Raw genomic sequence first — 23,252 nt, forward strand, 5'->3', positions numbered from 1 at the left:
TGGTACGTGCTCACAGCCGGGGCGCGATCTCTTCGGTGAAGATCCGGTGGCGTTCGGCGATCGGCAGGTGGCAGGCGGCGTAGTGCCGGGGTACGGCTTCGGCGAGCACGGGCACCTCGCCGGTGGAGCGGCCGCCGGTGAGCTCGGCGTACGGGCAGCGCGGGTGGAACGCGCAGCCGGACGGCACGTTGATCAGGCTCGGCGGGGTGCCCTTGACCGGGATCAGCCGGTCCTGGAGCTCCCGGTCGAGACGGGGCATCGAGCCGAGCAGGCCCCAGGTGTAGGGGTGCTCGGGGGATTCGAAGATGGTCGCGGCGGGGCCGCGCTCGACGGGCTTGCCGCCGTACATGACCAGGATGTCGTCGGCGATCTCGGCGACCACGCCCAGGTCGTGCGTGATGATGATGACGGCGGAGCCGAACTCCTTCTGCAGGTCCCGGATCAGGTCGAGGATCTGCGCCTGGACGGTGACGTCCAGGGCGGTGGTCGGCTCGTCGGCGATCAGCAGCGAGGGGTCGTTGACCAGCGCCATGGCGATCATGGCGCGCTGGCGCATGCCGCCGGAGAACTCGTGCGGGTAGTTGTCGACCCGCTTGTCGGGCTGCGGGATGCCGACCCGGTCGAGCATCTCGATGGCGCGGGTGCGGGCGACCTTCTTGGAGGTGCCCGGGTGGTGGGCCCGGTAGCCCTCGATGATCTGGGCGCCGACCGTGTAGTACGGGTGCATCGCGGTCAGCGGGTCCTGGAAGATCATCGCCATCTTCTTGCCCCGGAGCTTGCGCACCTGGTCCGGGTCGGCGGAGACCAGCTCCTGGCCGTCCAGCCAGATCTCGCCGGAGATCTGCGGGGCGCCGCGCTTGGTGCCGGTGCGGTGCAGGCCCATGATCGACAGCGAGGTGACGGACTTTCCGGAGCCGGACTCGCCGACGATGCCCAGGGTCTTCCCGCGCTCCAGGTCGAAGCTCAGGCCGTTGACGGACTTGACCAGTCCGTCGTCGGTCGGGAAGTGCACCTTGAGGTCGCGGACGGAGAGGAAAGGCTTGTCAGTGTTGCTCATGCCAGCTTCACCCGGGGATCGACGACGGCGTACAGCAGGTCAACCAGGAGGTTGGCGATCACGATGAAGAACGCGGCGAAGAGCGTCACGCCCATGATCACCGGCAGGTCGCTGGAGGCGATCGACTGGACCGCCTCGTAGCCGAGCCCGCGCAGGTTGAAGGTGTTCTCGGTGAGCACCGCGCCACCCAGCAGGCCGCCGAGGTCCATGCCGAAGATGGTCAGGATCGGCGTCAGCGTGGAGCGCAGGGCGTGCTTGCCGATGACCACCGGTTCCCTGAGGCCCTTGGCGCGCGCGGTGCGGATGTAGTCCTCGCCGAGCACGTCCAGCAGGGTGGCCCGACTGAGTCGGGCGTAGGTCGCCGCGAACAGGAAGGCCAGGGTGACCCACGGCAGCACCAGTCCCTGGAACCAGGCCACCGGATCGGCGGTGAAGTCGGTGTACTTGCGTGGGAACCAGCCGAGTTGGCCGACGAAGATCGCGAGCGAGACCAGGCCGGTGAAGTACATCGGCAGCGAGACGCCGGCCAGCGCGACCGACATCGAGATGCGGTCCAGCGCGGTGCCGCGGCGCAGCGCGGAGACGATGCCGGTGGCGGTGCCGAGCACCAGCCACAGGATCGAGGCGCCGATGGCGAGCGAGAAGTCCACGCCGACCCGGTCGAGCAGCAGCGGCCAGACTTCGCGCTCGGTCTTGAACGAGTAACCCAGGCAGGGGGCGTAGCAGTGGGTGACGTCGGTACCGGCGTTGTAGGAACGGCCGACGACGATGCCCTTCAGGAAGAGCCAGAACTGTTCGACGATCGACTTGTCGAGGCCCATCTTGTGGCGGATACCCTCGACGGCCACCTTGTCCGCGATCTTGCCCACGTAGAGCAGCGCGGGGTCGGTTCCGGTGAGCTTGGGCACCATGAAGAAGATGCCGAAGGTCACCGCAGCGACCACCAGCAGCATGAGGACGACGTTGATCAGTCGCCTGAAGAGATACACGAGCACTGCGGTCGGCCCTGCCACGGGCCGGCCGGGGTTCCCCGGTAGGGGTTTCCCGGCCGGCCCGGGCAGGGCCTTCACCTGCCCTTCGGACTAGCGGTGCGAACTAAGGGAGAAGGTCAGGTCACTTGCCGTCGGAGACGCCGAGGGCCTGGAAGTCCACCTCGCCGAACGCGTCGGTGATGTAGACGTTGGTCAGGCGCGGGTTGCGCCAGTTCAGGGCCTTGTCGGCGACGATCGGCAGGTAGTAGGCGCCGTCGACGACCTTGTGGTTGATCTTCTTGTACAGCTCGGCGGCCTTGGCCGGGTCGGTCTGCGCCGCGGCCTGGTCGAACCAGCCGTTGATCTCCGGGTCGTTGATCTCGGCGTAGTTGCTGTTGCCGTTGCTCGGGATGAAGCGGCCGTCGACCAGCGGCTGCAGGTAGCCGGAGCCGGTCGGGAAGTCGGCGCCCCAGCCCATCACGATCAGGCCGTAGCCCTTGGCCTTGACCACGTCGGGCGCGCCGATCTCGGAGGCGATCAGCTTGCCGTCGTACTGCTGGACCGTGACGTCGATGTTGACGGCCTTGAGGGCGGTCTGCAGCGCCACCGCGGAGTTGACCTCCTTCGGCTTGTTGCCACGCACCGCGATGTTGGTCTTGAAGCCCTCGGGCTTGCCGCAGGCCTTCAGCTCTTCCTTGGCCTTGTCGAGGTTCGGCTTGCCCTGGGCCAGGCTGAACGGGTCGTAGTCGTCCGAGCCGAGGATGTTCGGGGGCAGCATCGAGCCGTAGAGCGAGCCGGCCACCGAGCCGCCGCGGGCGGTCTGCAGGGCGGTGGTGTCGGCCGCGTACAGGACGGCCTTGCGGCAGTGCTCGTTGTCGAACGGGGCGACCGTCGGGACGGCGGTGATGTAGCGGATGAAGCCGTTGTACGGGTCGTCCGTGTTGGCCTTCAGCGCCTGGTCCTGCAGCACCTTGACCTGCGCGGCCTGCGACAGGCCGGTCTGGGCCCAGTCGAGGTCGGCGGTGTTCGCCAGCAGCTGGGTGTCCATGTCGTCGGCGTTGGTGGTGACGGTCAGCTTGACGACGTCCGGCAGCGCCTTGCGGAACGGGTCGGAGGCGGCGTCCCAGTTCTCGTTGCGGACCAGCTCGTAGCCCTTGCCCGGCTCGGCCGACTTGAACTTGTACGGGCCGGAGGAGACCGGCTTCTGGCCGTACTGGGAGCCGGTGTCCAGCTTCTGCGGGACCGGGGCGGCGGAGCCCATGGCCAGCAGGTACGGGAAGTCCGAGTTGGGCTTGGCCAGCGAGAAGACGATGGTGTTGTCGTCCGGGGTGGTGACCGACTTCAGGCCCAGCTTGTTCGGGTCCGCGTCGGTGTAGGGGCCCTTGTAGTTCTGGCCCTGGTCGAGCTCGTTGATCAGGTAGGTCGGGCCACCGGAGATGACGTCCTGCGCGAAGATGCGCTCGACGCCGTACTTGATGTCCTTCGAGGTGATGACGGAGCCGTCCTCGAACTTCAGGCCCGGCTTCAGCTTGAAGGTGTAGGTCTTGGCGTCCGCGGAGATCTCCGGCTGGGCGGCGGCCAGGTCGGGGACCAGCTTCAGGCCCTCCTTGCCCGGCTTGCCGTCGAAGGCCAGCAGGGTGCGGGTGTAGAAGCGCTCGAAGTTCCACACCGAGGCGTAGTACGCGCGACCGGGGTCGAGCGAGTCCACGTCGGTGGTGGTCCACATGTTGAGGGTGCCGCCCTTCTTGTCGGACGGGTTCACCACCTTGTCGACGGCCGCGTTGAAGCCCGCCGCGGTGCCCTTGGTGCCACCGTCGTTCGACTCGTCCTTGCTGCCGCCGCAGGCGGTGGCGGTGAGCGCGAGAGTGGCCGCGAGGGCGGCGACCGCGAGCGTCCTGTTTCGCTTCATGGGTTGGGGAACCTCCAGAGTTGCGGGCTCAGTTGCCCTTGGGGTCGAGCGCGTCGCGCAGGCCGTCGCCGAACAGGTTGAAGGCGAGCACGGTGATGAAGATGGCGAGACCGGGGATCACCATGTAGGTGGGATCCGCCTGGTAGATCCGGACCGCGTCGGAGAGCATCTGCCCCCACGAGGCGCTGGGCGGGCGGACACCGGCCCCGAGGAAGCTGAGCGCCGCCTCGTTCAGGATGTTGGTGGGGATGATCAGGGTCGCGTAGACCAGGATCGGCGCCACCAGGTTGGGCAGCAGTTCACGGAACAGGATGTGGGCGCGGCCGGCGCCCAGGCTGCGGGCGGCGTCGACGAACTCGCGCTCGCGCAGCGACATGGCCTGGCCTCTGACGATGCGTCCGATGTAGGGCCAGCCGAAGAAGCCGATCACCAGCACCAGCACGCACACGCGCACGGTGGTGTCGCCCAGGCCGAGGACCGAGTTGGGGATCACCGACACCAGCGCGATGCTGAACAGCAGCTGCGGGAAGGACAGCAGGATGTCCATGAGCCGGCTGATGAACGCGTCCACCCAGCCGCCGAAGTAACCGGCCGTGACGCCCATGACCACGCCGATGCTGACCGACAGCAGGGCCGCGCCGAGCGCCACCAGCATCGAGATCTGCGCGCCGTAGAGGACACGGGAGAACACGTCGCGGCCGAACACCGGGTCGACGCCGAGCAGGAACTCGCTGCTCATACCGCCGAACGCGCCCTTGGGCAGGCCGAGATCGGGGTTGATCTGGTCGGCGTGCGGCTCGTTCGGCGGGTGTCCGAACAGCGCGGAGAGCACCGGCGCGAAGATCGCCGCGAGCACCAGGAGGATCACCACGACACCGCCGGCCAGCGCGACCTTGTCGCGCTTGAGGCGGTCCCAGGCGATGCGGCCCGGGGAGCGACCCTCGATCTTCTTGGCCGGCAGGTCAGTTGACGCGCCGTCAGGCTGCGCGCCGGCCGGCGGACCCGAGGTCTCGGTGGGTGTGGTCATGAGTCAGTTCGTTCCCCTCGCCGACGGTGGCCGGCCCACAGAGTCGCGTTTGGTGCGGAAGGCAGAGCGGTTGCGGTGGTGCCGGGTGCCGTTGCGGCGGTGCAGAAGTGCGTTTGGCAAGCAGGGCGTTGCGGGGTGGTGCCGTTCGACGCCGGGCGGAGTGCCCCGGCGCGCATGGTGCTGCCGCACGGAGATGCGCATCGTGCGGTTCATGCTGTGGCGGCGGCACGTTCACCTTCGTGAGGATCGTCTCGCGCTCCGCATTGGGCAGCACTCTCTGTCATGGCGAGTACCGGACGGAAGACCCTCATCCCGAAGGATGCCTAACTGTGATCTGTAGGCATGCACATTCGTTGCGCTGGTATATCGCTCTTCACACAGGTGCCGAGGGCACGTCAAGGCATGCACTGACGACACCCCGCCAGTGGCGAGGAAACGCCAGGTGGCGCGTCGGGTGGCACGCGTAGATCACGGCACAGCAAAAGACCCCCGCCGACCTCGAAAAGAAGGTTCGTACGGGGGTCCTCCTGCGTTCTGCCCGGGCGGTCTCAGCGCCCCGGATATCCCGGCCACTGAGGCTGCGGCCAGCCCGGCGCGGGCCTGGCCGGCGGTTGCGCTGCGTAACCGAAACCGGTGGGGTAGGGCCCCGGCGCGCCCTGCCGGTCGACGAACGGGCGGGCGTTGGCCCGCAGCCACATCACCACCGGGTCGAACTCGTCGGCCATCAGCACGGTCGAGACGGCCGGCCCCTCGGGGGCGTGCGCGGCGGCCCGCTGCACCAGCGCCCGGGCGGCCTCGACGGCCGGCGGAGAGGTGTCGTACAGGTCCAGCCCGATCGCCAAGTACGGCTCGCCCAGCACCGGTTGCACCCAGGCCCGCCACAGCGCGCGCAACGGGCGCACCTCGGCGGCCTGTTGGTCCAGCACGGCGAAGAACTGCGGTGCCTGCACCGCCGGTTCGGAGATCCGCAGCGGCCCGGCCGGCAGCCGGTCCAGGCCGACGGCGATCCGCCGCAGGTCGGCCCACGGCACGCCGACGCCGCCGCCCGGGCGGTGCGGGTCCAGCCACAGGCCCCAGCGGGAGCGGTACAGCGAGCCGGCGATCTCCGGCCCGGACACCACCTCGTGGCCGCGCGACCAGCCGCTGGCCGCCAGCTGCCCGGGGGACGTCACGCAGGGCGCATAGCCGTGCCCGCCGACATCCATGTTCCCGTACTGGGCGTCCGGGCTGCCCGGGCTGCCGTGCCACAGCAGCATCCAGACCTGCCCGTTCGCGAGGGCGCGCAGCAGCCCCTCGTACGCCTCCCAGCGCTCCGGTGCGACCGCTGCGAGGGCGCGCTCGATCGCGCCCGGGTCGCCGGTTGCTCCCGTCACGTCGCCGCCCTCTTTCTCGTCCACGTCCACCGCGCCGCGGTGTGCCGGGGCAACCCTATGGGGCGTGCCCGACAGCCGTCATGCCGCCGTCCCGGATCCGGGCCCGCGAAAAGACGTCCGGGGTCACGGCCGCACATAGAAGGGCTGTACCCGTCCCAGCAGCCAGTCCACCACCGGGTCGGCGACCAGGTCGAGCAGCACCAGGTGGACGCCCCAGCTCGGCGCCGCGGTTCCGAGCGCCCGGCCGAGCGCCAGGTTGACGTCGCCGGGGTCGGCGGGGTCCACCGGGTCCAGCTGGACGCCGATGTACAGCAGCGTCGACTCGCCCTCCACCCGGGCCAGCGCCCGACGGGCCGTCAGCACGCCCGGCAGGGCGGCGAGCTCCCCGGTGGCGGCGGCCAGGAAGGCGAACGGCTCCTGGTGCGGCTCGGGCTCCTTGAGCGCCACCCGGGCCCCCTCGGTGACGCCCTGTGCCTCCCACTGGTCGCCGCGCGGGCCGCGCCGCAGCTCCCCGACGCCCTCCGGCGGCACCGGGATGCCCACCGGCGCCTCCGGGTTGACCGCGATGCCGATGCCCAGTGGCAGGCCCCGGGCGAACTCCCACATCGGGGCGATCGCGAACGGGATGCCCGGCGCGTGCTGCAGGTACAGCTCCTGCGAGCTGTACACCGGCACGTAGGGCGCGCCCGCGAGTTCCAGGGTCGGCAGGTCCAGCGCGCCGGACTGCGGGTCGGCGCCGGACGGCAGCGGGATCCACACCTGGCTGCGCGCCAGCACCTCGATCACCCGGGGCGTCGCGCCCGGATCGCCCAGGGCCGCCATCAGCACCTGCTCCAGCTCGTTGGCCGGCCAGCTCCCGCCTTCCGGAACCTGACCCAGCGGGAACCCCATCTCGCCCCTCCACACTCACGGTTGCGATCAGGTTAGCGGCGTGCGCGGGCGCCCGGCGGCGACTGTCGGCGAACCCCACTCCCACCAGGGGCTCGCGGCATGCCATGATGGGCCCGCCCAAACTTCATACCGGCCGCTCGAACCCGCGCGGGAGAGCCGGAACGACCGTCACCACGGTCGCGACCGGCGCCGAAGGAGCAAGTCCTCCCCGGAATCTCTCAGGCCCCCCTACCGCCCGGGCGAGGCAGATCTGGAAAGTGGACACGGCCGCGCCGTGCGCCCACCCACGGTGCAAACCGCCATCCTGTCCGGGATGCGGTGAAGCTCTCAGGTTCGACGACAGACGGGGAGATTCGCCCCAGCCTGCCCGTTTCCAGATCCCGGGAGTCCTGTCGTGTCCCTCCGCCTGACCGCGCTCGACGCGCTGCACCGCTCGCTCGGCGCCACCATGACCGACTTCGCGGGCTGGGACATGCCGCTGCGCTACGGCAGCGAGCGCGAGGAGCACCTCGCCGTCCGCACCAAGGCCGGTCTGTTCGACCTCTCGCACATGGGCGAGATCACCGTCTCCGGCCCGCAGGCCGGCGAGCTGCTCGACCACGCGCTGGTCGGCTTCATCTCCGCCCTCGGCGTGCTGCGCGCCCGCTACACCATGATCTGCCGCGAGGACGGCGGCATCCTGGACGACCTGATCGTCTACCGCACCGCGGACGACGAGTACCTGGTGGTCGCCAACGCCTCCAACGCCCAGGTCGTGCTGGACGCCCTGACCGAGCGCGCGGCCGGCTTCGACGCCACCGTCCGCGACGACCGCGACGCCTACGCGCTGCTCGCCGTCCAGGGCCCGGAGGCGGGCGGCATCCTGGCCAAGCTCACCGACGCCGACCTGCCCGGCCTCAAGTACTACGCCCTGCTGCCCGCCACCGTGGCGGACCGTCAGGTCTGGCTGGCCCGCACCGGCTACACCGGCGAGGACGGCTTCGAGATCTTCTGCGCCCCGGCCGACGCCGAGCACCTGTGGACGTCGCTGACCGGGGCCGGCACCGCCGAGGGCCTGGTCCCGTGCGGCCTGTCCTGCCGCGACACGCTGCGCCTGGAGGCCGGCATGCCGCTGTACGGGCACGAGCTGTCCACCGAGCTGACCCCGTTCGACGCCGGCCTCGGCCGGGTGGTGCGTTTCGACAAGACCACCAACGGCGGCGAGTTCGTCGGCCGCAAGGCGCTGGAGGAGGCCGCCGCCGCGGCCGAGGCCAACCCGCCCCGCAAGCTGGTCGGCCTGGTCTCCGAGGGCCGCCGCGTCCCGCGTGCGGAGTACTCCGTCGTGGACGCCGAGGGCGCCGTGATCGGCCGGATCACCTCCGGCTCGCCGTCCCCGACCCTGGGCAAGCCGATCGCCATCGCGTACGTGGACGCCGCGCACGCCGAGCCGGGCGCCACCGTCGCGGTGGACGTCCGCGGCAAGGCCGAGCCGGTCCAGGTCGTCGCCCTGCCGTTCTACAAGCGCGCCCGCTGACCCCAGGTCGGCCCTTCACCTGCCGCGAGCAGCTCTTTCCGGTTCGTCCGCACAGCGGACGGCCGCGCCCTCCCCTCTTGCGATCCTGGAGAATGACGTCATGAGCAACCCCACGCACCTGCAGTACACCAAGGAGCACGAGTGGCTGACCGCCGCCGTGGACGGGGTGTCGACGATCGGCATCACCGCGCACGCGGCCGACGCCCTCGGCGACATCGTCTACGTCCAGCTCCCCGCGGTGGGTGACACCGTCACCGCTGGTGAGACCTGTGGCGAGCTCGAGTCCACCAAGTCGGTCAGCGACCTCTTCTCCCCCGCCACCGGCGAGGTCACCGAGGTCAACCAGGAGGTCATCGACGACCCGGCCCTGGTCAACTCGGAGCCCTTCGAGGGCGGTTGGCTGTTCAAGGTCCGGGTCGAGGCCACCGACGAGCTGCTCGACGCCGACGGCTACAACGCCCTCATCGGCGCCTGACCGGGAGTCCACCCATGACTGTTCTCAACCAGTCCCTCCACGCGCTCGACCCGGAGATCGCCGCCGCGGTCGACGCCGAGCTGCACCGCCAGCAGACCACCCTGGAAATGATCGCCTCCGAGAACTTCGCCCCGGTGGCGGTCATGGAGGCCCAGGGCTCGGTGCTCACCAACAAGTACGCCGAGGGCTACCCCGGCCGCCGCTACTACGGCGGCTGCGAGCACGTCGACGTGGTCGAGCAGATCGCCATCGACCGGGTCAAGGAGCTGTTCGGCGCCGAGCACGCCAACGTGCAGCCGCACTCCGGCGCGCAGGCGAACGCCGCGGCGATGTTCGCGCTGATCCAGCCGGGCGACACCATCCTGGGCCTGAACCTGGCCCACGGCGGTCACCTGACCCACGGCATGAAGATCAACTTCTCCGGCAAGCTCTACAACGTGGCCGCGTACCACGTCGACGAGAAGACCGGCCAGGTCGACATGGCCGAGGTCGAGCGCCTCGCCAAGGAGCACCAGCCCAAGCTGATCATCGCCGGCTGGTCCGCCTACCCCCGCCAGCTGGACTTCGCCGAGTTCCGCCGCATCGCGGACGAGGTCGGCGCCCTGCTGATGGTCGACATGGCGCACTTCGCCGGTCTGGTCGCCGCCGGACTGCACCCCTCCCCGGTGCCGTACGCGGACGTGGTCACCACCACCACCCACAAGACCCTGGGCGGCCCGCGCGGCGGCGTCATCCTCTCCAAGGCCGCGTTCGCCAAGAAGATCAACTCCGCGGTCTTCCCCGGCCAGCAGGGCGGCCCGCTGGAGCACGTCATCGCCGGCAAGGCGGTGGCCTTCAAGGTCGCGGCCTCCGACGAGTTCAAGGACCGCCAGCGCCGTACCCTGGAGGGCGCGAAGCTCCTCGCCGAGCGTCTGCTCCAGGACGACGTGACCGCCTCCGGCGTCTCCGTCCTGTCCGGCGGCACCGACGTGCACCTGGTGCTGGTCGACCTGCGCAACAGCGAGCTCAACGGCCAGGACGCCGAGGACCGCCTGCACGAGGTCGGCATCACCGTCAACCGCAACGCCGTCCCGAACGACCCTCGCCCGCCGATGGTCACCTCGGGTCTGCGCATCGGCACCCCGGCGCTGGCCACCCGCGGCTTCGACGCCGAGGACTTCCGCGAGGTCGCCGACGTCATCGCCGAGACCCTGAAGCCCGGCTTCGACGCCGCCAAGGCCGAGTCGCTCAAGGCCCGGGTCACCGCGCTCGCCGCGAAGCACCCGCTGTACCCCGAGCTGTAACCCCTCCCAGCGGCCGCCGACACCCGGCGGCCGCCCGGAACCCCCGGGGCACCGCGCACACTGGAAGACGTGCGCGCGGTGCCCCGTTCCATGCGCAGCCCCCCGTCCCACCGGACGGACCACTCCACGAGACCAGACAAGGACGTCACCCCGTGGCCATCAGCGTCTTCGACCTCTTCTCCATCGGCATCGGACCGTCCTCCTCCCACACCGTCGGCCCGATGCGCGCCGCCCGGATGTTCGCCCGCCGGCTGGCCACCGAAGGACTCCTCGACCAGGTCGCCTCGCTCCGCGCCGAGCTGTACGGCTCGCTCGGCGCCACCGGCCACGGCCACGGCACCCCGAAGGCCGTCCTGCTCGGCCTGGAGAACAACTCCCCCCGCACCGTCGACGTCGACCAGGCCGACCTCGACGTCGAGCGGATCCGCGCCGCCAAGCGCCTCAACCTGCTGGGCCGGCACGAGATCGCCTTCGACCCCGACACCGAGCTGATCCTGCACCGCCGCAAGGCCCTGCCGTACCACGCCAACGGCATGACCCTGTGGGCCTACGACGCCTCCGGCTCCGTGCTGCTCGAAAAGACCTACTACTCGGTCGGCGGCGGCTTCGTCGTCGACGAGGCGGCGATCGGCGAGGCCCGGGTAAAGCCCGACGACACCGCGCTCCGCTACCCCTTCCGCACTGGCGAGGAACTGCTCCGGCTCGCCCGGGAGACCGGCCTGTCCATCTCCGGCCTGATGCTGGAGAACGAGAAGGCCTGGCGCACCGAGGCCGAGATCCGGACCGGACTGCTGGAGATCTGGGAGGTCATGAAGGAGTGCGTCGCGGCCGGCATGTCCCGCGAGGGCATCCTGCCGGGCGGCCTCAAGGTCCGCCGCCGCGCGGCGAGCGCCGCCCGCGCGATGCGGGCCGAGGGCATCGGCCCCGGCAACGCGATGGAGTGGGTCACCCTCTACGCGATGGCCGTCAACGAGGAGAACGCCTCCGGTCGCCGCGTGGTCACCGCCCCCACCAACGGCGCGGCCGGCATCATCCCCGCCGTCCTGCACTACTACCTGAACTTCATCCCCGGCGCGGACGAGGACGGCATCGTCCGCTTCCTGCTCGCCGCCGGCGCGATCGGCATGCTCTTCAAGGAGAACGCCTCCATCTCCGGCGCCGAGGTCGGCTGCCAGGGCGAGGTCGGCTCCGCCTGCTCGATGGCCGCCGGCGGCCTCGCCGAGGTCCTCGGCGGCACCCCCGAACAGGTCGAGAACGCCGCCGAGATCGGCATCGAGCACAACCTCGGCCTCACCTGCGACCCCGTCGGCGGCCTGGTCCAGATCCCCTGCATCGAACGCAACGGCATGGCCTCCGTCAAGGCCGTCACCGCCGCCCGGATGGCCCTGCGCGGCGACGGCCGCCACCACGTCTCCCTCGACAAGGCCATCAAGACCATGAAGGAGACCGGTGCCGACATGAAGATCAAGTACAAGGAGACCTCCCGCGGCGGCCTCGCCGTCAACGTCATCGAGTGCTGACACCCGCCCCACCCCCGGCGGCGCCTACCCGGCTCCGCAGGGGGTGGGGTATGGCTAGAAGGTCCCGGGTTCGGGGACCTTCGGAGGCTGGTGACGGGAGTCCGGATTATGAGATGATCCGGAGGTCACCTGGAATCCTAAGGCCAAGTGCGACACAAACCTTGGTTTCGGCTTGTTTTTGGCATCGAGACGTGCGATAGTTATGGGTGTCGGGCGGTACCGCCCGGCCACTTCCATCCGGCGGCACGCACCCCCTTGGCTGCCGGATGACGCGCAGGGGCCCCGGACCGCGAACAACCGCGGACAGGGGCCCCGCATCGTTTTTTCAGAGGGTTCAGAGGGTTCAGGGGACTGATCGGTCGCGGGTCTTCACCTCGAACCAGACGCCCTTGCCGCGTGGCAGCAGATCCGCCCCCCAGCGGTCGGAGAGCTCGTCGACCACGCGCAGGCCGTGCCCGTTCTGGTAGCGGCCGATCTCGGGGGCGAGGATCAGGCAGGGCATCGCCCGGGAGGAGTCGCGGACCTCGATCCGCAGCCAGCCGGGGCGTCGCACCAGCTTGAGGCCGATCATGCGCCCGCCGGCGTGCCGCACGGCGTTCGCGACCAGTTCGCCGGTGAGCAACTCCCCGACCTCCAGCAGGTGGTGGAGCTTCCAGGACGCCAGGACCGAGAGCACCAGTCGCCGCGCGACGCCGGCCGACTCCGGGCGGGAGGGAAGTCGCACCTCCTCGCCGGCCTCGGGGTCACCGAGTACGCCGAGGAAGGCGCGTTCCATCTCGTTCGCGGTCATCCGTTCCAGTTCGGCGAGCACCACCGCGGCGCCGACTCCTGACGAGCCGTCACCGCGGGTGTCGACCGATGGAAGTGCCCGTTCCGCTTCGCCCCATCCCGCCATGGGGCCCATCATTGCGGAACGTGGGCGGCCGCGTACGGACAATGAGCAAACGATCACCGCTCATTTGGCATATGCCGTCAGCAACCGAACGGGCGCCCTACGACTACCACTGCGACCAGCCGAGGTTCCAACCGCCCAGTCCGTTGACCGCGTCGACCACCGGGCCCTTGGAGTTGACGACCGTGACCACGTCGCCGACCAGCGTGGAGTCGTAGAACTTGCCCGCCGGGCTGCTCGAACTGCCGGCCTCGGTGTCGGTCAGGCCGATGCAGCCGTGGCTGCCGTTGGAGCGCCCGATCACGCTGCCGCTCCAGTAGTTTCCGTGCACGTAGGTGCCGGTGTCGGTCAACCGGATGGCGTGCGGAACCACCAGATCGTATTCGTCGCCGGAACCCGACTTGGTGACGCCGGCGGAGGTCATCCGGGTCTTGCCCTCCATGCCCTCGACCACCATGGTGCCGTTCCAGGTGTCGAAGCCGGCCTTGCCCGCGGTGAACGGGATGGAGTCGGTCTGCTGGCCGTCGCGGACCACCGCCATCCGGTGGGTGTTCACGTCGGCGGTGGAGATCTGCGAGCGGCCGATGGTGAACGGCTCGTCCTTGTCGACGCCGCCGTACACGCCGGGGGCGGTCTCCACGTTCTTGAGCTTGTAGTGGATGGTGACCTTGGTGTTGGGGTTCCAGAACTTCTCGGGGCGGAAGTCCAGCCGCTTGTCGTTGAACCAGTGGCCCTTGACCACGGTGCCGTCGGCGGCCTCGAAGGTGATGCCGGCCAGCACCGCGTCCTTGTTCTTCACCGCCCGGTCGAACCGGACCGAGACGATCATGCCGACGCCGTACTGGCCGTTGTCGGCGATGTTGTCGCTGACGCCGGCGTCCTTCTCCGGGGTGAGGGTGGTGAAGGTGGAACGCGAGTTGGCGACCACGCCCTGGGAGTCCTCGGCGAGCGCGTCCACCGTGTAGGCGGTGGAGACCTTGAGGTTGTCGGACGGCGCCCACGAGGCGCCGTCGGCGGCGAGGGCGCCCTTCACCTCGACCCCGTCCGGGCCGGTGACCTTGACCGAGGTCAGCTTGCCGTTGGCGGCGGACACCTTGACCGCGCCGGACGGCTTGACGTCGGCGGTGCCGTTGGCGGGCTCGATGGCGATGGTCGCGGCCGACACCGTCGGCTTGGCCGAGCTGGGGGCCGCCTTGGGACTGTCGGCCTTGGCCGTGTCCGTGCTGCAGCCGGCCGTGGCCATCAGCACCAGGGCGCCCGCGAGCGCACCCACAACCGCGTAACCCCCGCGTATAGCCTTCACGTTCCGCTCTCCCCACGCACCTGCCTGTCGGCTGACAGGTCTTTCTGTTGATATGACGGGTCGAGTGCGGGAAACGTTGCGAGCCATGTGTCCCGGTACGGTCACGAACGGCCGACGGCCCGGCGATCGAAATCGCCGGGCCGTCGTTGCCGGTTGACCGTGCGGGTTACCACTTGCTCCACGGGATGGTCCAGCCGCTCAGGCCGTTGTCCCCGGAGACCGTCTGGCCCTTGGAGTTCACGATCTTGACCACGTCGCCGACCATCGACGAGTTGAAGAACTTGCCGGCCGCCGAGCTGTCGCTGCCGCCCTTGGCGTCGGAGACGCCGATGCAGCCGTGGCTGGCGTTCGTGGAACCGAACGCGCTGCTCCAGTAGTTGCCGTGCACGTAGGTGCCGGAGGTGGTCAGCCGCATCGCGTGCGGGACGTCCGGAACGTCGTACTCGTCGCCCTTGATGTTGGACACCGTGGCGGAGTTCATCCGGGTCATCTTTTCCTTGGTGGCGACGACCATGGTGCCGTTCCAGGACGGGTTCTGGTCGTTGCCCGCGGTGATCGGGATCACCTGGGTGTCGCTGCCGCCGCGCGAGACCGTCATCTTGTGGGTCGCGGCGTCGACCGTCGAGACCTGGTAGCGGCCGATGGTGAACGGCTCGTCCTTGTCGACGTCGCCGTACACGCCGGGCGAGACCTCGACGTTCTTCAGCCGGTACTTGACGGTCACCTTGGTGCCCGGCTTCCAGTAGTTCTCCGGCCGGAAGTCCAGCCGGGAGGAACCGAACCAGTGGCCCTTGGCCACCGTGCCGTCCGCGCCCTCGACCGTGATGCCGGCCAGCACCGCGGCCTTGTTCTGGACGGCCTTGCTGAAGTTCACCGAGACGATCATGCCCACGCCGTACTGGCCGTTGTCGGCGATGTTGTCGTTGGTGGCGATCTTCTTGGCCGGCGTCAGCGTGGTGAAGGTGGTGGTGGAGGCGGCCACCAGGCCGGCCGAGTCCACCGCCTGCGCGTTCACCGTGTACGTGGTGCCGACCGCCAGCTGCTCGCCGGGCTTCCAGCTCAGGCCGTCGGCGGCGATCTCGCCGGTGACCGCCTTGCCGTTCTTGTCGGTCACCGTGACCGCGGTCAGCTTGCCGCTGGCCACCGCCACCTGCAGGCCGTCCTTGGGCGCCACGTCGGCGGTGCCGTCGGCCGGAGTGACCGTCAGCTGAGCGGTCGACACCTTCGGCGCGGCGTCCGAGGCGGACGAGGAGCCGCCGCCCTTGGCGTCGGTCGAACCGCCGCCACTGCCGCCGCCGCTGCTGCAAGCCGTCCCGAGCAGCATGACGCCGCCCACCAGCAGGGCCGCCGCGGCCCGACGCGCACGCCGCCCGTTCCCCACCACGACTATTCCGGACTCGGCCTTCTGATCCGCCTTCACCGCGCTGCTCCCCTCCAGGTCTGCACAGCGATAACACGTGTGACGCCCGGGAATGTTCCGCCGGGTCGGATGCGCTCACCGCGCTCCCGATCAGGTCGGGCATGCGCGGGGGCAAGGATAACCGGCGAAGCTGAGTGAATCTTCGGAGGGAGCCGGGTGCCGGTTCAGTGAACTGCCGTGGCCCGCCCCACCGTCCACTGCGACCACGGCAGGTTCCAGCCGTTCAGGCCGTTGTCGGGCGAGACCCGGTCGCCGTGCGAGCCGTGCACCTGCACCACGTCCCCGACCAGGGAGTGCCGCCAGAGCCAGCCGGCCGGGGAGTCGGCGTTGCCGCCCTTGAGGTCGGCCAGGCCGATACAGCCGTGGCTGGTGTTGGCGGCCCCGAACACGGCGCGGTCGGACCAGTAGTTGCCGTGCACGAAGGTGCCGGAGGCGGTCAACCGCATCGCGTGCGGGACGTCCTGGATGTCGTACTCGTCGCCGAGGCCGACGGTCCGCGAGTTCATCCTGGTCACCTCGAAGCGCTCGGAGACCACCATGGTGCCCAGGTAGGTGGTGTGCTCGGGGCTGCCGCCGCTGACCTCCAGGGTGCGGATCAGGTGGCCGTCCTGGTGGACCGTCATGAGGTGCCGGTCCAGGTCCACGGCGGCGATCAGCGCCCGGCCGACGGTGAAGTGGACGTCCTTGCGCTGGGTGCCCAGGTAGCCGCGCGCGCCCTCCACGTCCTTGAGCCGGAGCCCCAGCGTGACCTTGGTGCCGGGCGGCCAGAAGCCCTCCGGGCGGAAGTCGAGGCGCTGGTCGCCGAACCAGTGGCCGGCGATCTCCTGCGGCGGGTCGGCGGTGACCGAGACGGCCTGCTCGACGACGGCGCGGTTCTCGATCGGACGGGAGAAGCGCAGCGAGACCGGCATGCCGACGCCGACGGTGGAGCCGTCCTCGGGGGTGAAGAAGGCGACGAAGGTGTGCTCGGGCGGCACCGTGGCGAACCCGGAGTGCTGGACCGCGCGCAGGCCGTCGGCGTCCTCGGCGGTCACGTCGAGGCTGTAGGCGGTGGCGGTGTCGAGCCGGCCGTCGGGCGTCCAGCGGGTGGCGTCGGCGGCGAGGGTGCCGGGCACCGGGACGCCCTTGCCGTCGGTCAGCCGGACGTCCAGCAGGCGGCCCCTGGCAACCGTCACCTCGACCGCGCCGTCCACCGGGACGCCCTGCGCGCCGTCGGCGGGGCTGAGCACGAGCCTGGCGCGGGAGACCGGCGGGCCGGCGTCGGCCGAGGTGAACAGGCCGGAGCAGCCGGTCAGCAGGACCAGTCCGGCCGCGGCCGCCCAGCGTGCCCAGAGCCGTGCCGCGGCGTGCATGCCGTCCTCCCGCTGTCGCGCGAAACCACCCGATGCCGGGCTCAACGACCGATCGAGTCTCCCGGACACGACCGGATGGTTTCCCCACCCGGCTCCGCGGGGCACAGGATTGGTCACGGTGCGTCACGAACCCCGGGCGAGGGTGACGCGCACCGTCGCACAGGGAACAACCGGAAGAACGGGGACGGGCCCCCGGACGGCTGGGAGGGTCGCCATGACGGCGTGGCAGGAGCTGGGTACGGGCACGCCCCGGGAGGCACGCGCGGCCGCCCGGCTGAACGGCTCGGCCCCCCGGCCCGCCCCGGCGCCGCCCTGGCCGGGCAGCTGGCAGCCGCTCGGCGCCCGGTTCCGCACCGACGGCGAGGGCGGCCGGGGCACCAACTTCGCGCTCTGGGCGCCGGGCGCGGAGGCCGTCGACCTGTGCCTGTTCGACGAGAGCGGCCGGGAGAGCCGGCACCGGCTGACCGAGCAGACCTACCAGACCTGGCACGGCTACCTGCCGGGCGTGCTGCCCGGCACCCGCTACGGCTACCGGGTGCACGGCCGGTGGGACCCGTGGACGGGCGCCCGGTACAACCCCGCCAAACTGCTGCTCGACCCGTACGCCCGGGCCGTCGACGGCGGCTGCACCACGCACGACGCGGTGAGCTCGGCGGTCCGCGGCTGGCCGGAGCGGGACGTCGCGGACACCGTCCGGGACGACCGGGACTCGGCGCCGTACGTGCCCCGGGCGGTGGTGGTGGACGACGCCGACGACTGGTACGACGACCAGCGCCCGAAGACGCCGTGGGCCGAGACGGTGCTGTACGAGCTGCACGTGCGCGGCTTCACCATGCGTCACCCCGACGTCCCGCCGGAGCTGCGCGGCACCTACGCGGGCCTGGCGCACCCGGCGGCGATCGCGCACCTGACGGGGCTGGGGGTGACGGCGGTGGAGCTGCTGCCGGTCCACCACCACGTCAGCGAGGACCACCTGCAGGAGCGCGGCCTGGTCAACTACTGGGGCTACAACACGCTGGGCTTCTTCGCCCCGCACGCCGGCTACTCGTCCTCCGGCAGCCGGGGCCAGCAGGTCGGCGAGTTCAAGCGGATGGTGCGGGCGCTGCACGCGGCGGGCATCGAGGTGATCCTCGACGTGGTGTTCAACCACACCGCCGAGGCGGGGGCGATGGGCCCGGCGCTGTCCTTCCGCGGCCTCGACAACGCCGGCTACTACCGGCTGGACCGCTCGCGCCGCGGCTACGCCGACTACACCGGCTGCGGCAACACCCTGGACACCCGCCGTCCGCAGGTGATCCGGCTGATCACCGACTCGCTGCGCTACTGGGTGGCGGAGATGGGCGTGGACGGCTTCCGCTTCGACCTGGCGGCGGCGCTGGCCCGCGGCAGCGACGCGGTGGAGATGGAGCACCCGTTCCTGGCCGCGGTGTCGCAGGACCCGGTGCTCAGCCGGGTCAAGCTGATCGCCGAGCCGTGGGACGTCGGCCCGGGCGGCTACCAGGTCGGCGGCTTCCCGCCGCTGTGGGGCGAGTGGAACGACCGCTACCGGGACACCGTGCGCGACTTCTGGCGCGGCGCCCGGCCGGACGTGCGCGAGCTGGCCACCCGGGTCGCCGGCTCCTCGGACCTGTACCAGCGCGGCGGCCGGCGCCCCTACGCCTCCGTCAACTACGTCACCTCGCACGACGGCTTCACGCTGCGCGACCTGGTCTCCTACGACCGCAAGCACAACCTGGCCAACGGCGAGGACAACCGGGACGGCACCGACGACAACCGGTCCTGGAACCACGGCGCGGAGGGCGACACCGACGACCCGGCGATCCGCGAGCTGCGGGTGCGCCAGCTGCGCAACCTGCTGACCACGCTGCTGCTGTCCAGCGGCGTGCCGATGCTGACGGCGGGCGACGAACTGGGCCGCACCCAGCGCGGCAACAACAACGCCTACTGCCAGGACAACGAGACCGGCTGGCTGGACTGGTCGCTGCTGGACGACCCGCAGTGGCGCTCGCTGACCGAGCTGACGGCCCGGCTGATCCACCTGCGTCGGGCCCACCCGGTGCTGCGGCAGCGGGCGTTCTTCTCCGGCCGCCCCGCCGGGCCGGACGGCCCGCGGGACTTGAGCTGGCTCACCCCGGACGGGCGGGAGATGACCGAGGCGGACTGGTTCGCCCCGACCCACGCGCTGGCGCTGCGGCTGTCCGGCAGCGCCATGTCCGAGCGGGACCAGCACGGCCGCCCGGTGCACGACGCCGACTTCCTGCTGCTGCTGAACGCCGGCCCCGAGCCGCGGCACTTCACCCTGCCCGGCCCGCACCGCCCGCTGGTCGACACCGCCCTGGCCGGTCCGCCGGAACCCGCCCCCGTCACCGGGGCGACCCTGACCGGCCGCTCGGCGATGCTGCTGACGGCATGACGGGGTGGCGGGACGGCGAACCGGCGGGCCGGCCGGGGCGACACGCGGGGAGGCCCGGGCGCGCGGCCCGGGCCTCCCTGTCGATCGGCCGTCAGACCCGGTCGGCGACGATCATCAGATAGTGGAAGCTGCCTTCCTTGTACGCCGTCAGGAACGGGTCCTCGATGCCGGTGGCCACCGAGGACCGGGCGCGCAGCTCCCAGTACGGGATGGTGTCGGCGGTCAGGTCGACCACGTTGATCGGCACCAGGTTGTTCGCGGCCAGTGCCTTGAAATACTGGCTGCGCGGGTGGATGTTGCAGATATAGTGCTCGTCGATCCGGCTGACGGCCTTCGAGCGCAGGCCCATCACGTCGTTGGAGCAGCCGGTGATGCAGACGTAGCGGCCGCCGGGGGCGAGCAGGCGGGAGAACTCGCCGAACGCCTCGAACAGGTCCACGTACATGGTGGTCTCGTTGGTCCAGATCGCCCGGCGGGAGGCGGTCTGGAAGCCGGTGTCCAGCATGTTGCGGAAGTGGAAGCGGACCCGGTCGGCGATGCCGCGCTCGTGCGCCTGCCCGTTGGCGAACGCCACCTGCTGCTCGGAGATGGAGACGCCGTCGACCTCGCAGCCGAACCGGTGGTTGGCCATGATGCTGGTGCCGCCGCGGCCGGAGCCGGCGTCCAGCAGCGCGTCGGTGGGCGCGATGTCGCCGAGGTGGTCGAGCAGCACGTCCGCCTGGGCGGTCTCCAGCCGGTGCATCTCCTTGATCATGCGTTCGTCGCGGGTCTCGTCCGGGCCCTCGAACACCGAGGGGTCGACCGGGCCGAGGCCGTAGTGGTGGTGGTAGAGGCCGTCGACCTCACCGAGCTTGATGTTGACCGGGTCCTTCTCCAGGTTCCAGTAGTTGGCGACCGACTTCTGGAACGCGGTCCGCAGCACGTTGGTGGCGCTCGGGACGGTGGTGGTCATGGACGCAATGCTCCTCAACTGGCGGTGAACGTGGGTCAGTCGGTCTGGTAGCGGGCGCTGCCCGCATGCCACTCGCGGTTGCCGCCGACCCAGGCCCAGGTGCCGGCCAGGAAGCGGCGCAGCTCGGGCGAGCCGGTCAGGGCGAGGGCGGAGGCCTCGGCCTCGAAGGTGTGCATCAGTTCGTCGTGGACGGCCACGCTCTGCTGGACGGCCTCCTCCAGCGAGCAGCCCTCCTCGGTGGCGATCAGCATCGGCAGGCTGAAGTCGCCGGGGTCTTCCTTGCCCATCGAGTACAGGTCGTTCATCAGCACGGTGGCGGTGCCGGCCAGGTTGAACGTGCGGCGCACCGCGGGGTTGGCGAACTCGGCCTGCGGGACCTCGTAGCCGGCGATCGCGTCGACCAGCACCATGCACGGGATGAAGGAGTTCTCGTGGCGGTGCATCAGGTACTCCCACACCGGCGGGCGGTGCCCGGTGGTGTGCCACATGCCTTCCTGGCCGTACGCGACGAACATGATCGCCAGCTCGTGCCGCAGCCGCCGGACCTGGTTCCAGCTGGCGTACGCGGCCAGGTCGCCCAGCGCGGAGCGGAGCGCCATGGCGACCGGGTCGCCCTGGACGTGCGCCTCCAGCTGGGGGGCGTAGCGCAGCGGCAGCTGGGCCTGGTCGATGACGGAGTGGCAGATCGCCAGCCGCTGGCCGATCACCTCGTGGTGCGGCTCCTCCACCTCGGCGTCCACGATGTGGTCGTCCACCGACCACTCGGACAGGCCGCACTTGGCGGCGGCGAGCAGCCGGTCGGGGTCGTCGGTCTCGGGGTGGGCGAGCATCATCAGCCGGCCGAAGTTGGCCTTGCGCAGCATGTCGGTGCGGCCGGGGTAGATGCCGATTTGCTCGGCCCACTCGATCAGCCGCTCGTTGACCAGGTCGCCGAGCGCCGGGTCGTCGCGCATCGCGGGCGGGCAGTACAGCGCGGGGGCCTTGCCGTTGGTGATCGGCCGGGCGGCGGGGGCGTCCCGGACGATGTCGCCGGTGGCCTGGTTCGGGACGGTCGGGCGGTGCGTCAGCAGGCCGCTGGTGCCGAGCCCGGTGGGGCCGGGGGCGTGCCAGGTGAGCCGGCCGGGGGCGGGGCGCCCGGGGTGGGTGAGGACGGCGGAGATCAGCGCCGCCAGCTCGTGGGTGCCCTGCGGGGCGAGCGTCCGGGTGAGCAGTGAGGGCATGTCGGTCGTCTTTCGGCGTGGGGGCGGTCAGGACCGGGGGTGGTCGACCTCGACGTTCTCCAGCACGCCCAGCGCGTCGGGGACCAGGATCGCGGCGGAGTAGTACGCGGAGACCAGGTAGTTGGCGACGGCCTTCTCGTCGATGCCCATGAAGCGGACGTTCAGGCCGGGCTCGACCTCGTCGGGGATGCCGACCTGGGTGAGGCCGACCACGCCCTGGTTGTGCTCGCCGGTGCGCATCGCGAGGATCGAGGTGCTGCCGCCGCGGACCGGGATCTTGCCGCAGGGCAGCAGCGGGACGCCGCGCCAGGCGGGCACCCGGTGGCCGTGCACCTCGGCGGTGGAGAAGTAGACGCCGCGCCGGTTGGCCTCCCGGCCGAACGCGGCGATCGCCTTCGGGTGCGCGAACAGGTAGTCGGTGTCGCGGCGCATCGCGAGCAGCTCGTCCAGGTCGTCGGGGGTGGGCGCGCCGGCGTGGGTCTGGATCCGCTGGTCGAAGGCGCAGTTGGCGAGCAGCCCGAACTCGGGGTTGTTGACGATCTCGTGCTCCTGGCGCTCGCGCAGCGCCTCGATGGTCAGCTGGAGCTGCTCCTGGGTCTGGTCCATCGGCTGGTTGTAGAGGTCGGCGACCCGGCTGTGTACCCGAAGCACCGTCTGGGCGACGCTCAACTCGTACTCGCGGGGGCCGAGTTCGTAGTCGACGAAGGCGGTGGGGAGCTCGTACTCGCCCTCGTGGCCGGCCGACATGTCGATCCGCGCCTCGCCGTGCGGGTTCTGCGCGGCGGCCTGCCCGGCCTGGAACCGGGCGATCTGCGCCTGCAGGGACGGGGAGCGGTCCACGACCTCCTGGAAGGCGGACCAGGGCAGCGACATCACGATGCCCGCGGTGGCGGCCTTCACGGTGTACGGCCAGCGCCCGTCGGCGACGTCGAGCGCCTCGTCGCCGAGGTGGTCGCCGTCGGCGTGCACGGCGAGCACGGTGTCGTCGCCGTACTTGCCGGTGCCGATCCGCTCGACCTTGCCGTGCGCGATCAGGAAGACCTCGGTGATCGGGGCGCCCTCCTGGACCAGCACCTCGCCCGCGCTGAAGCCGCGCTGGACGAAGCGCCCGGCGAGCTCGTTCAGCACCGCGAAGTCCTGGTAGCCGCGCAGCACCGGGACTTCGCTCAGGGTGGGCCCCGCCACCTTGACCTCCCGGCCGGTCTGCACGAAGGACACCCGGCCGCGGCCGACCGCGTGGCTGAGCCGCCGGTTGACCCGGTAGGTGCCGGCCGAGACCTGGACCCAGGGCAGCTTGCGCAGCAGCCAGCGCGAGCTGATCTCCTGCATCTGCGGCTTGGACTTGGTCGTGGTGGCGAGGTTGCGCGCCGCCGCGGTGCTCAGGCTCTGCTGCGCCGGGGCCTCGGCTTCGGGGACGGGCTCGGTCTCGACCGACATGCTGGTTCTCCTGGCTGCTCAGGTGATCCACCGCGATCACTTCGGCCAGATCAGACACTGCGGGGGCAGGGGGCCTGCAAGGGGGCGCTCAGAGCGGGTCGCTCGGGCAGAGTGCGCCCCTCACGCCGGCCCACAGCCGGTGTACGCCCCTGCATCGAGGGGCTCCCGCCCGCGGCGCGCGACGCCCGGAGCGACCCGAACGGCGCAACCGGGAGCGCCGCCATGGGGTGACGCCCCGTCCGGC

18 protein-coding genes and 1 riboswitch are annotated in these 23,252 nt (G+C 70.8%); of the genes, 5 read left to right on the forward strand and 13 right to left on the reverse strand.

All coding sequences use genetic code 11. The features are described from left to right. Window positions 1-10: 10 nt before the first annotated feature. From ACI1MP_RS14165 to ACI1MP_RS14190, 6 genes are all read right to left on the reverse strand, one after another. Window positions 11-1,057, reverse strand: coding sequence for an ABC transporter ATP-binding protein (locus ACI1MP_RS14165; protein WP_043916103.1), 1,047 nt, complete (start codon window positions 1,055-1,057; stop codon window positions 11-13). Further along, window positions 1,054-2,052, reverse strand: a complete 999-nt coding sequence (locus tag ACI1MP_RS14170) for an ABC transporter permease (protein WP_043916102.1) — start codon at window positions 2,050-2,052, stop codon at window positions 1,054-1,056. The genes ACI1MP_RS14165 and ACI1MP_RS14170 overlap by 4 nt, the downstream gene beginning before the upstream one ends. A 118-nt stretch (window positions 2,053-2,170) precedes the next feature. Continuing rightward, window positions 2,171-3,937, reverse strand: a complete 1,767-nt coding sequence (locus ACI1MP_RS14175) for an ABC transporter substrate-binding protein (protein ID WP_380333994.1) — start codon at window positions 3,935-3,937, stop codon at window positions 2,171-2,173. Window positions 3,938-3,965: 28 nt separating this feature from the next. After that, window positions 3,966-4,964, reverse strand: a complete 999-nt coding sequence (locus ACI1MP_RS14180; RefSeq protein WP_100587944.1) for an ABC transporter permease — start codon at window positions 4,962-4,964, stop codon at window positions 3,966-3,968. A 548-nt stretch (window positions 4,965-5,512) separates the two neighbouring features. Further along, on the reverse strand, window positions 5,513-6,337 hold the full coding sequence (locus tag ACI1MP_RS14185) for an enhanced serine sensitivity protein SseB C-terminal domain-containing protein (protein WP_404868792.1): 825 nt from the start codon (window positions 6,335-6,337) through the stop codon (window positions 5,513-5,515). A gap of 123 nt (window positions 6,338-6,460) precedes the next feature. Further along, window positions 6,461-7,228 carry an enhanced serine sensitivity protein SseB gene (locus ACI1MP_RS14190; RefSeq protein ID WP_043916099.1) on the reverse strand — a complete coding sequence of 256 codons (768 nt, stop codon included), beginning with the start codon at window positions 7,226-7,228 and terminating at the stop codon, window positions 6,461-6,463. Window positions 7,229-7,366: 138 nt separating this feature from the next. Then, a riboswitch (glycine riboswitch) is annotated at window positions 7,367-7,472 on the forward strand. Window positions 7,473-7,622: 150 nt separating this feature from the next. Here ACI1MP_RS14190 and gcvT point away from each other — a divergent pair. The 4 genes from gcvT to ACI1MP_RS14210 all read left to right on the forward strand — a co-directional run bounded on the left by gcvT (window position 7,623) and on the right by ACI1MP_RS14210 (window position 12,019). Beyond that, window positions 7,623-8,741 carry a glycine cleavage system aminomethyltransferase GcvT gene (gcvT, locus tag ACI1MP_RS14195; RefSeq protein WP_380333991.1) on the forward strand — a complete coding sequence of 373 codons (1,119 nt, stop codon included), beginning with the start codon at window positions 7,623-7,625 and terminating at the stop codon, window positions 8,739-8,741. Between the two features lie 100 nt (window positions 8,742-8,841). Beyond that, window positions 8,842-9,216, forward strand: coding sequence for a glycine cleavage system protein GcvH (gene gcvH, locus ACI1MP_RS14200; protein ID WP_043916097.1), 375 nt, complete (start codon window positions 8,842-8,844; stop codon window positions 9,214-9,216). A gap of 14 nt (window positions 9,217-9,230) precedes the next feature. Next, window positions 9,231-10,499: a serine hydroxymethyltransferase gene (gene glyA, locus ACI1MP_RS14205; RefSeq protein ID WP_380333990.1), complete on the forward strand. Its 1,269-nt coding sequence runs from the start codon at window positions 9,231-9,233 to the stop codon at window positions 10,497-10,499. Window positions 10,500-10,651: 152 nt separating this feature from the next. Then, entirely contained in the window at window positions 10,652-12,019 is a 1,368-nt protein-coding gene (locus ACI1MP_RS14210) for an L-serine ammonia-lyase (RefSeq protein ID WP_380333989.1), read from the forward strand. Window positions 12,020-12,362: 343 nt separating this feature from the next. Here the strand turns inward: ACI1MP_RS14210 and ACI1MP_RS14215 are convergent, their stop codons facing one another. From ACI1MP_RS14215 to ACI1MP_RS14230, 4 genes are all read right to left on the reverse strand, one after another. Next, entirely contained in the window at window positions 12,363-12,914 is a 552-nt protein-coding gene (locus ACI1MP_RS14215) for an ATP-binding protein (protein WP_229847241.1), read from the reverse strand. 103 nt (window positions 12,915-13,017) lie between these two features. After that, window positions 13,018-14,184 (reverse strand): Ig-like domain-containing protein, encoded by a 1,167-nt coding sequence (locus ACI1MP_RS14220; RefSeq protein ID WP_404868793.1) that lies wholly within the window; start codon window positions 14,182-14,184, stop codon window positions 13,018-13,020. A 196-nt stretch (window positions 14,185-14,380) separates the two neighbouring features. Further along, entirely contained in the window at window positions 14,381-15,634 is a 1,254-nt protein-coding gene (locus ACI1MP_RS14225) for an Ig-like domain-containing protein (protein WP_404868794.1), read from the reverse strand. Between the two features lie 164 nt (window positions 15,635-15,798). Further along, complete coding sequence (locus tag ACI1MP_RS14230; RefSeq protein ID WP_380333986.1) at window positions 15,799-16,986, reverse strand: Ig-like domain-containing protein; 1,188 nt, start codon at window positions 16,984-16,986, stop codon at window positions 15,799-15,801. Window positions 16,987-17,200: 214 nt separating this feature from the next. Here ACI1MP_RS14230 and glgX point away from each other — a divergent pair, with 214 nt between their 5' ends. Continuing rightward, a complete protein-coding gene (gene glgX, locus ACI1MP_RS14235) occupies window positions 17,201-19,399 on the forward strand; it encodes a glycogen debranching protein GlgX (RefSeq protein WP_404868795.1) in 2,199 nt (732 codons plus the stop codon). Window positions 19,400-19,490: 91 nt separating this feature from the next. On the opposite strand, the gene ACI1MP_RS14240 is transcribed toward glgX, so the two are convergent. Genes ACI1MP_RS14240 through ACI1MP_RS14250 form a run of 3 tightly spaced genes read right to left on the reverse strand, consistent with a single transcriptional unit; the run spans window position 19,491 to window position 23,008 of the window. Then, window positions 19,491-20,351 (reverse strand): geranyl diphosphate 2-C-methyltransferase, encoded by an 861-nt coding sequence (locus ACI1MP_RS14240; RefSeq protein WP_380333984.1) that lies wholly within the window; start codon window positions 20,349-20,351, stop codon window positions 19,491-19,493. Between the two features lie 35 nt (window positions 20,352-20,386). Further along, complete coding sequence (locus ACI1MP_RS14245; protein WP_380333983.1) at window positions 20,387-21,571, reverse strand: family 2 encapsulin nanocompartment cargo protein terpene cyclase; 1,185 nt, start codon at window positions 21,569-21,571, stop codon at window positions 20,387-20,389. A 27-nt stretch (window positions 21,572-21,598) separates the two neighbouring features. Beyond that, window positions 21,599-23,008, reverse strand: a complete 1,410-nt coding sequence (locus ACI1MP_RS14250; RefSeq protein ID WP_380333982.1) for a family 2B encapsulin nanocompartment shell protein — start codon at window positions 23,006-23,008, stop codon at window positions 21,599-21,601. Window positions 23,009-23,252: the final 244 nt, after the last annotated feature.

Source organism: Kitasatospora griseola (assembly GCF_044999035.1).
In the GTDB taxonomy this organism is placed as follows: Bacteria; Actinomycetota; Actinomycetes; order Streptomycetales; family Streptomycetaceae; genus Kitasatospora; species Kitasatospora griseola.

Bases quoted from the DNA above. Each gene is read 5' to 3' on its own strand.
- gcvH (WP_043916097.1), top strand. From the start codon at position 8,842: ATGAGCAACCCCACGCACCTGCAGTACACCAAGGAGCACGAGTGGCTG.
- ACI1MP_RS14165 (WP_043916103.1), bottom strand. From the start codon at position 1,057: ATGAGCAACACTGACAAGCCTTTCCTCTCCGTCCGCGACCTCAAGGTG.
- ACI1MP_RS14215 (WP_229847241.1), bottom strand. From the start codon at position 12,914: ATGGCGGGATGGGGCGAAGCGGAACGGGCACTTCCATCGGTCGACACC.
- ACI1MP_RS14250 (WP_380333982.1), bottom strand. From the start codon at position 23,008: ATGTCGGTCGAGACCGAGCCCGTCCCCGAAGCCGAGGCCCCGGCGCAG.
- ACI1MP_RS14240 (WP_380333984.1), bottom strand. From the start codon at position 20,351: ATGACCACCACCGTCCCGAGCGCCACCAACGTGCTGCGGACCGCGTTC.
- ACI1MP_RS14190 (WP_043916099.1), bottom strand. From the start codon at position 7,228: ATGGGGTTCCCGCTGGGTCAGGTTCCGGAAGGCGGGAGCTGGCCGGCC.
- ACI1MP_RS14230 (WP_380333986.1), bottom strand. From the start codon at position 16,986: ATGCACGCCGCGGCACGGCTCTGGGCACGCTGGGCGGCCGCGGCCGGA.
- ACI1MP_RS14180 (WP_100587944.1), bottom strand. From the start codon at position 4,964: ATGACCACACCCACCGAGACCTCGGGTCCGCCGGCCGGCGCGCAGCCT.
- ACI1MP_RS14175 (WP_380333994.1), bottom strand. From the start codon at position 3,937: ATGAAGCGAAACAGGACGCTCGCGGTCGCCGCCCTCGCGGCCACTCTC.
- glgX (WP_404868795.1), top strand. From the start codon at position 17,201: ATGACGGCGTGGCAGGAGCTGGGTACGGGCACGCCCCGGGAGGCACGC.
- glyA (WP_380333990.1), top strand. From the start codon at position 9,231: ATGACTGTTCTCAACCAGTCCCTCCACGCGCTCGACCCGGAGATCGCC.
- ACI1MP_RS14245 (WP_380333983.1), bottom strand. From the start codon at position 21,571: ATGCCCTCACTGCTCACCCGGACGCTCGCCCCGCAGGGCACCCACGAG.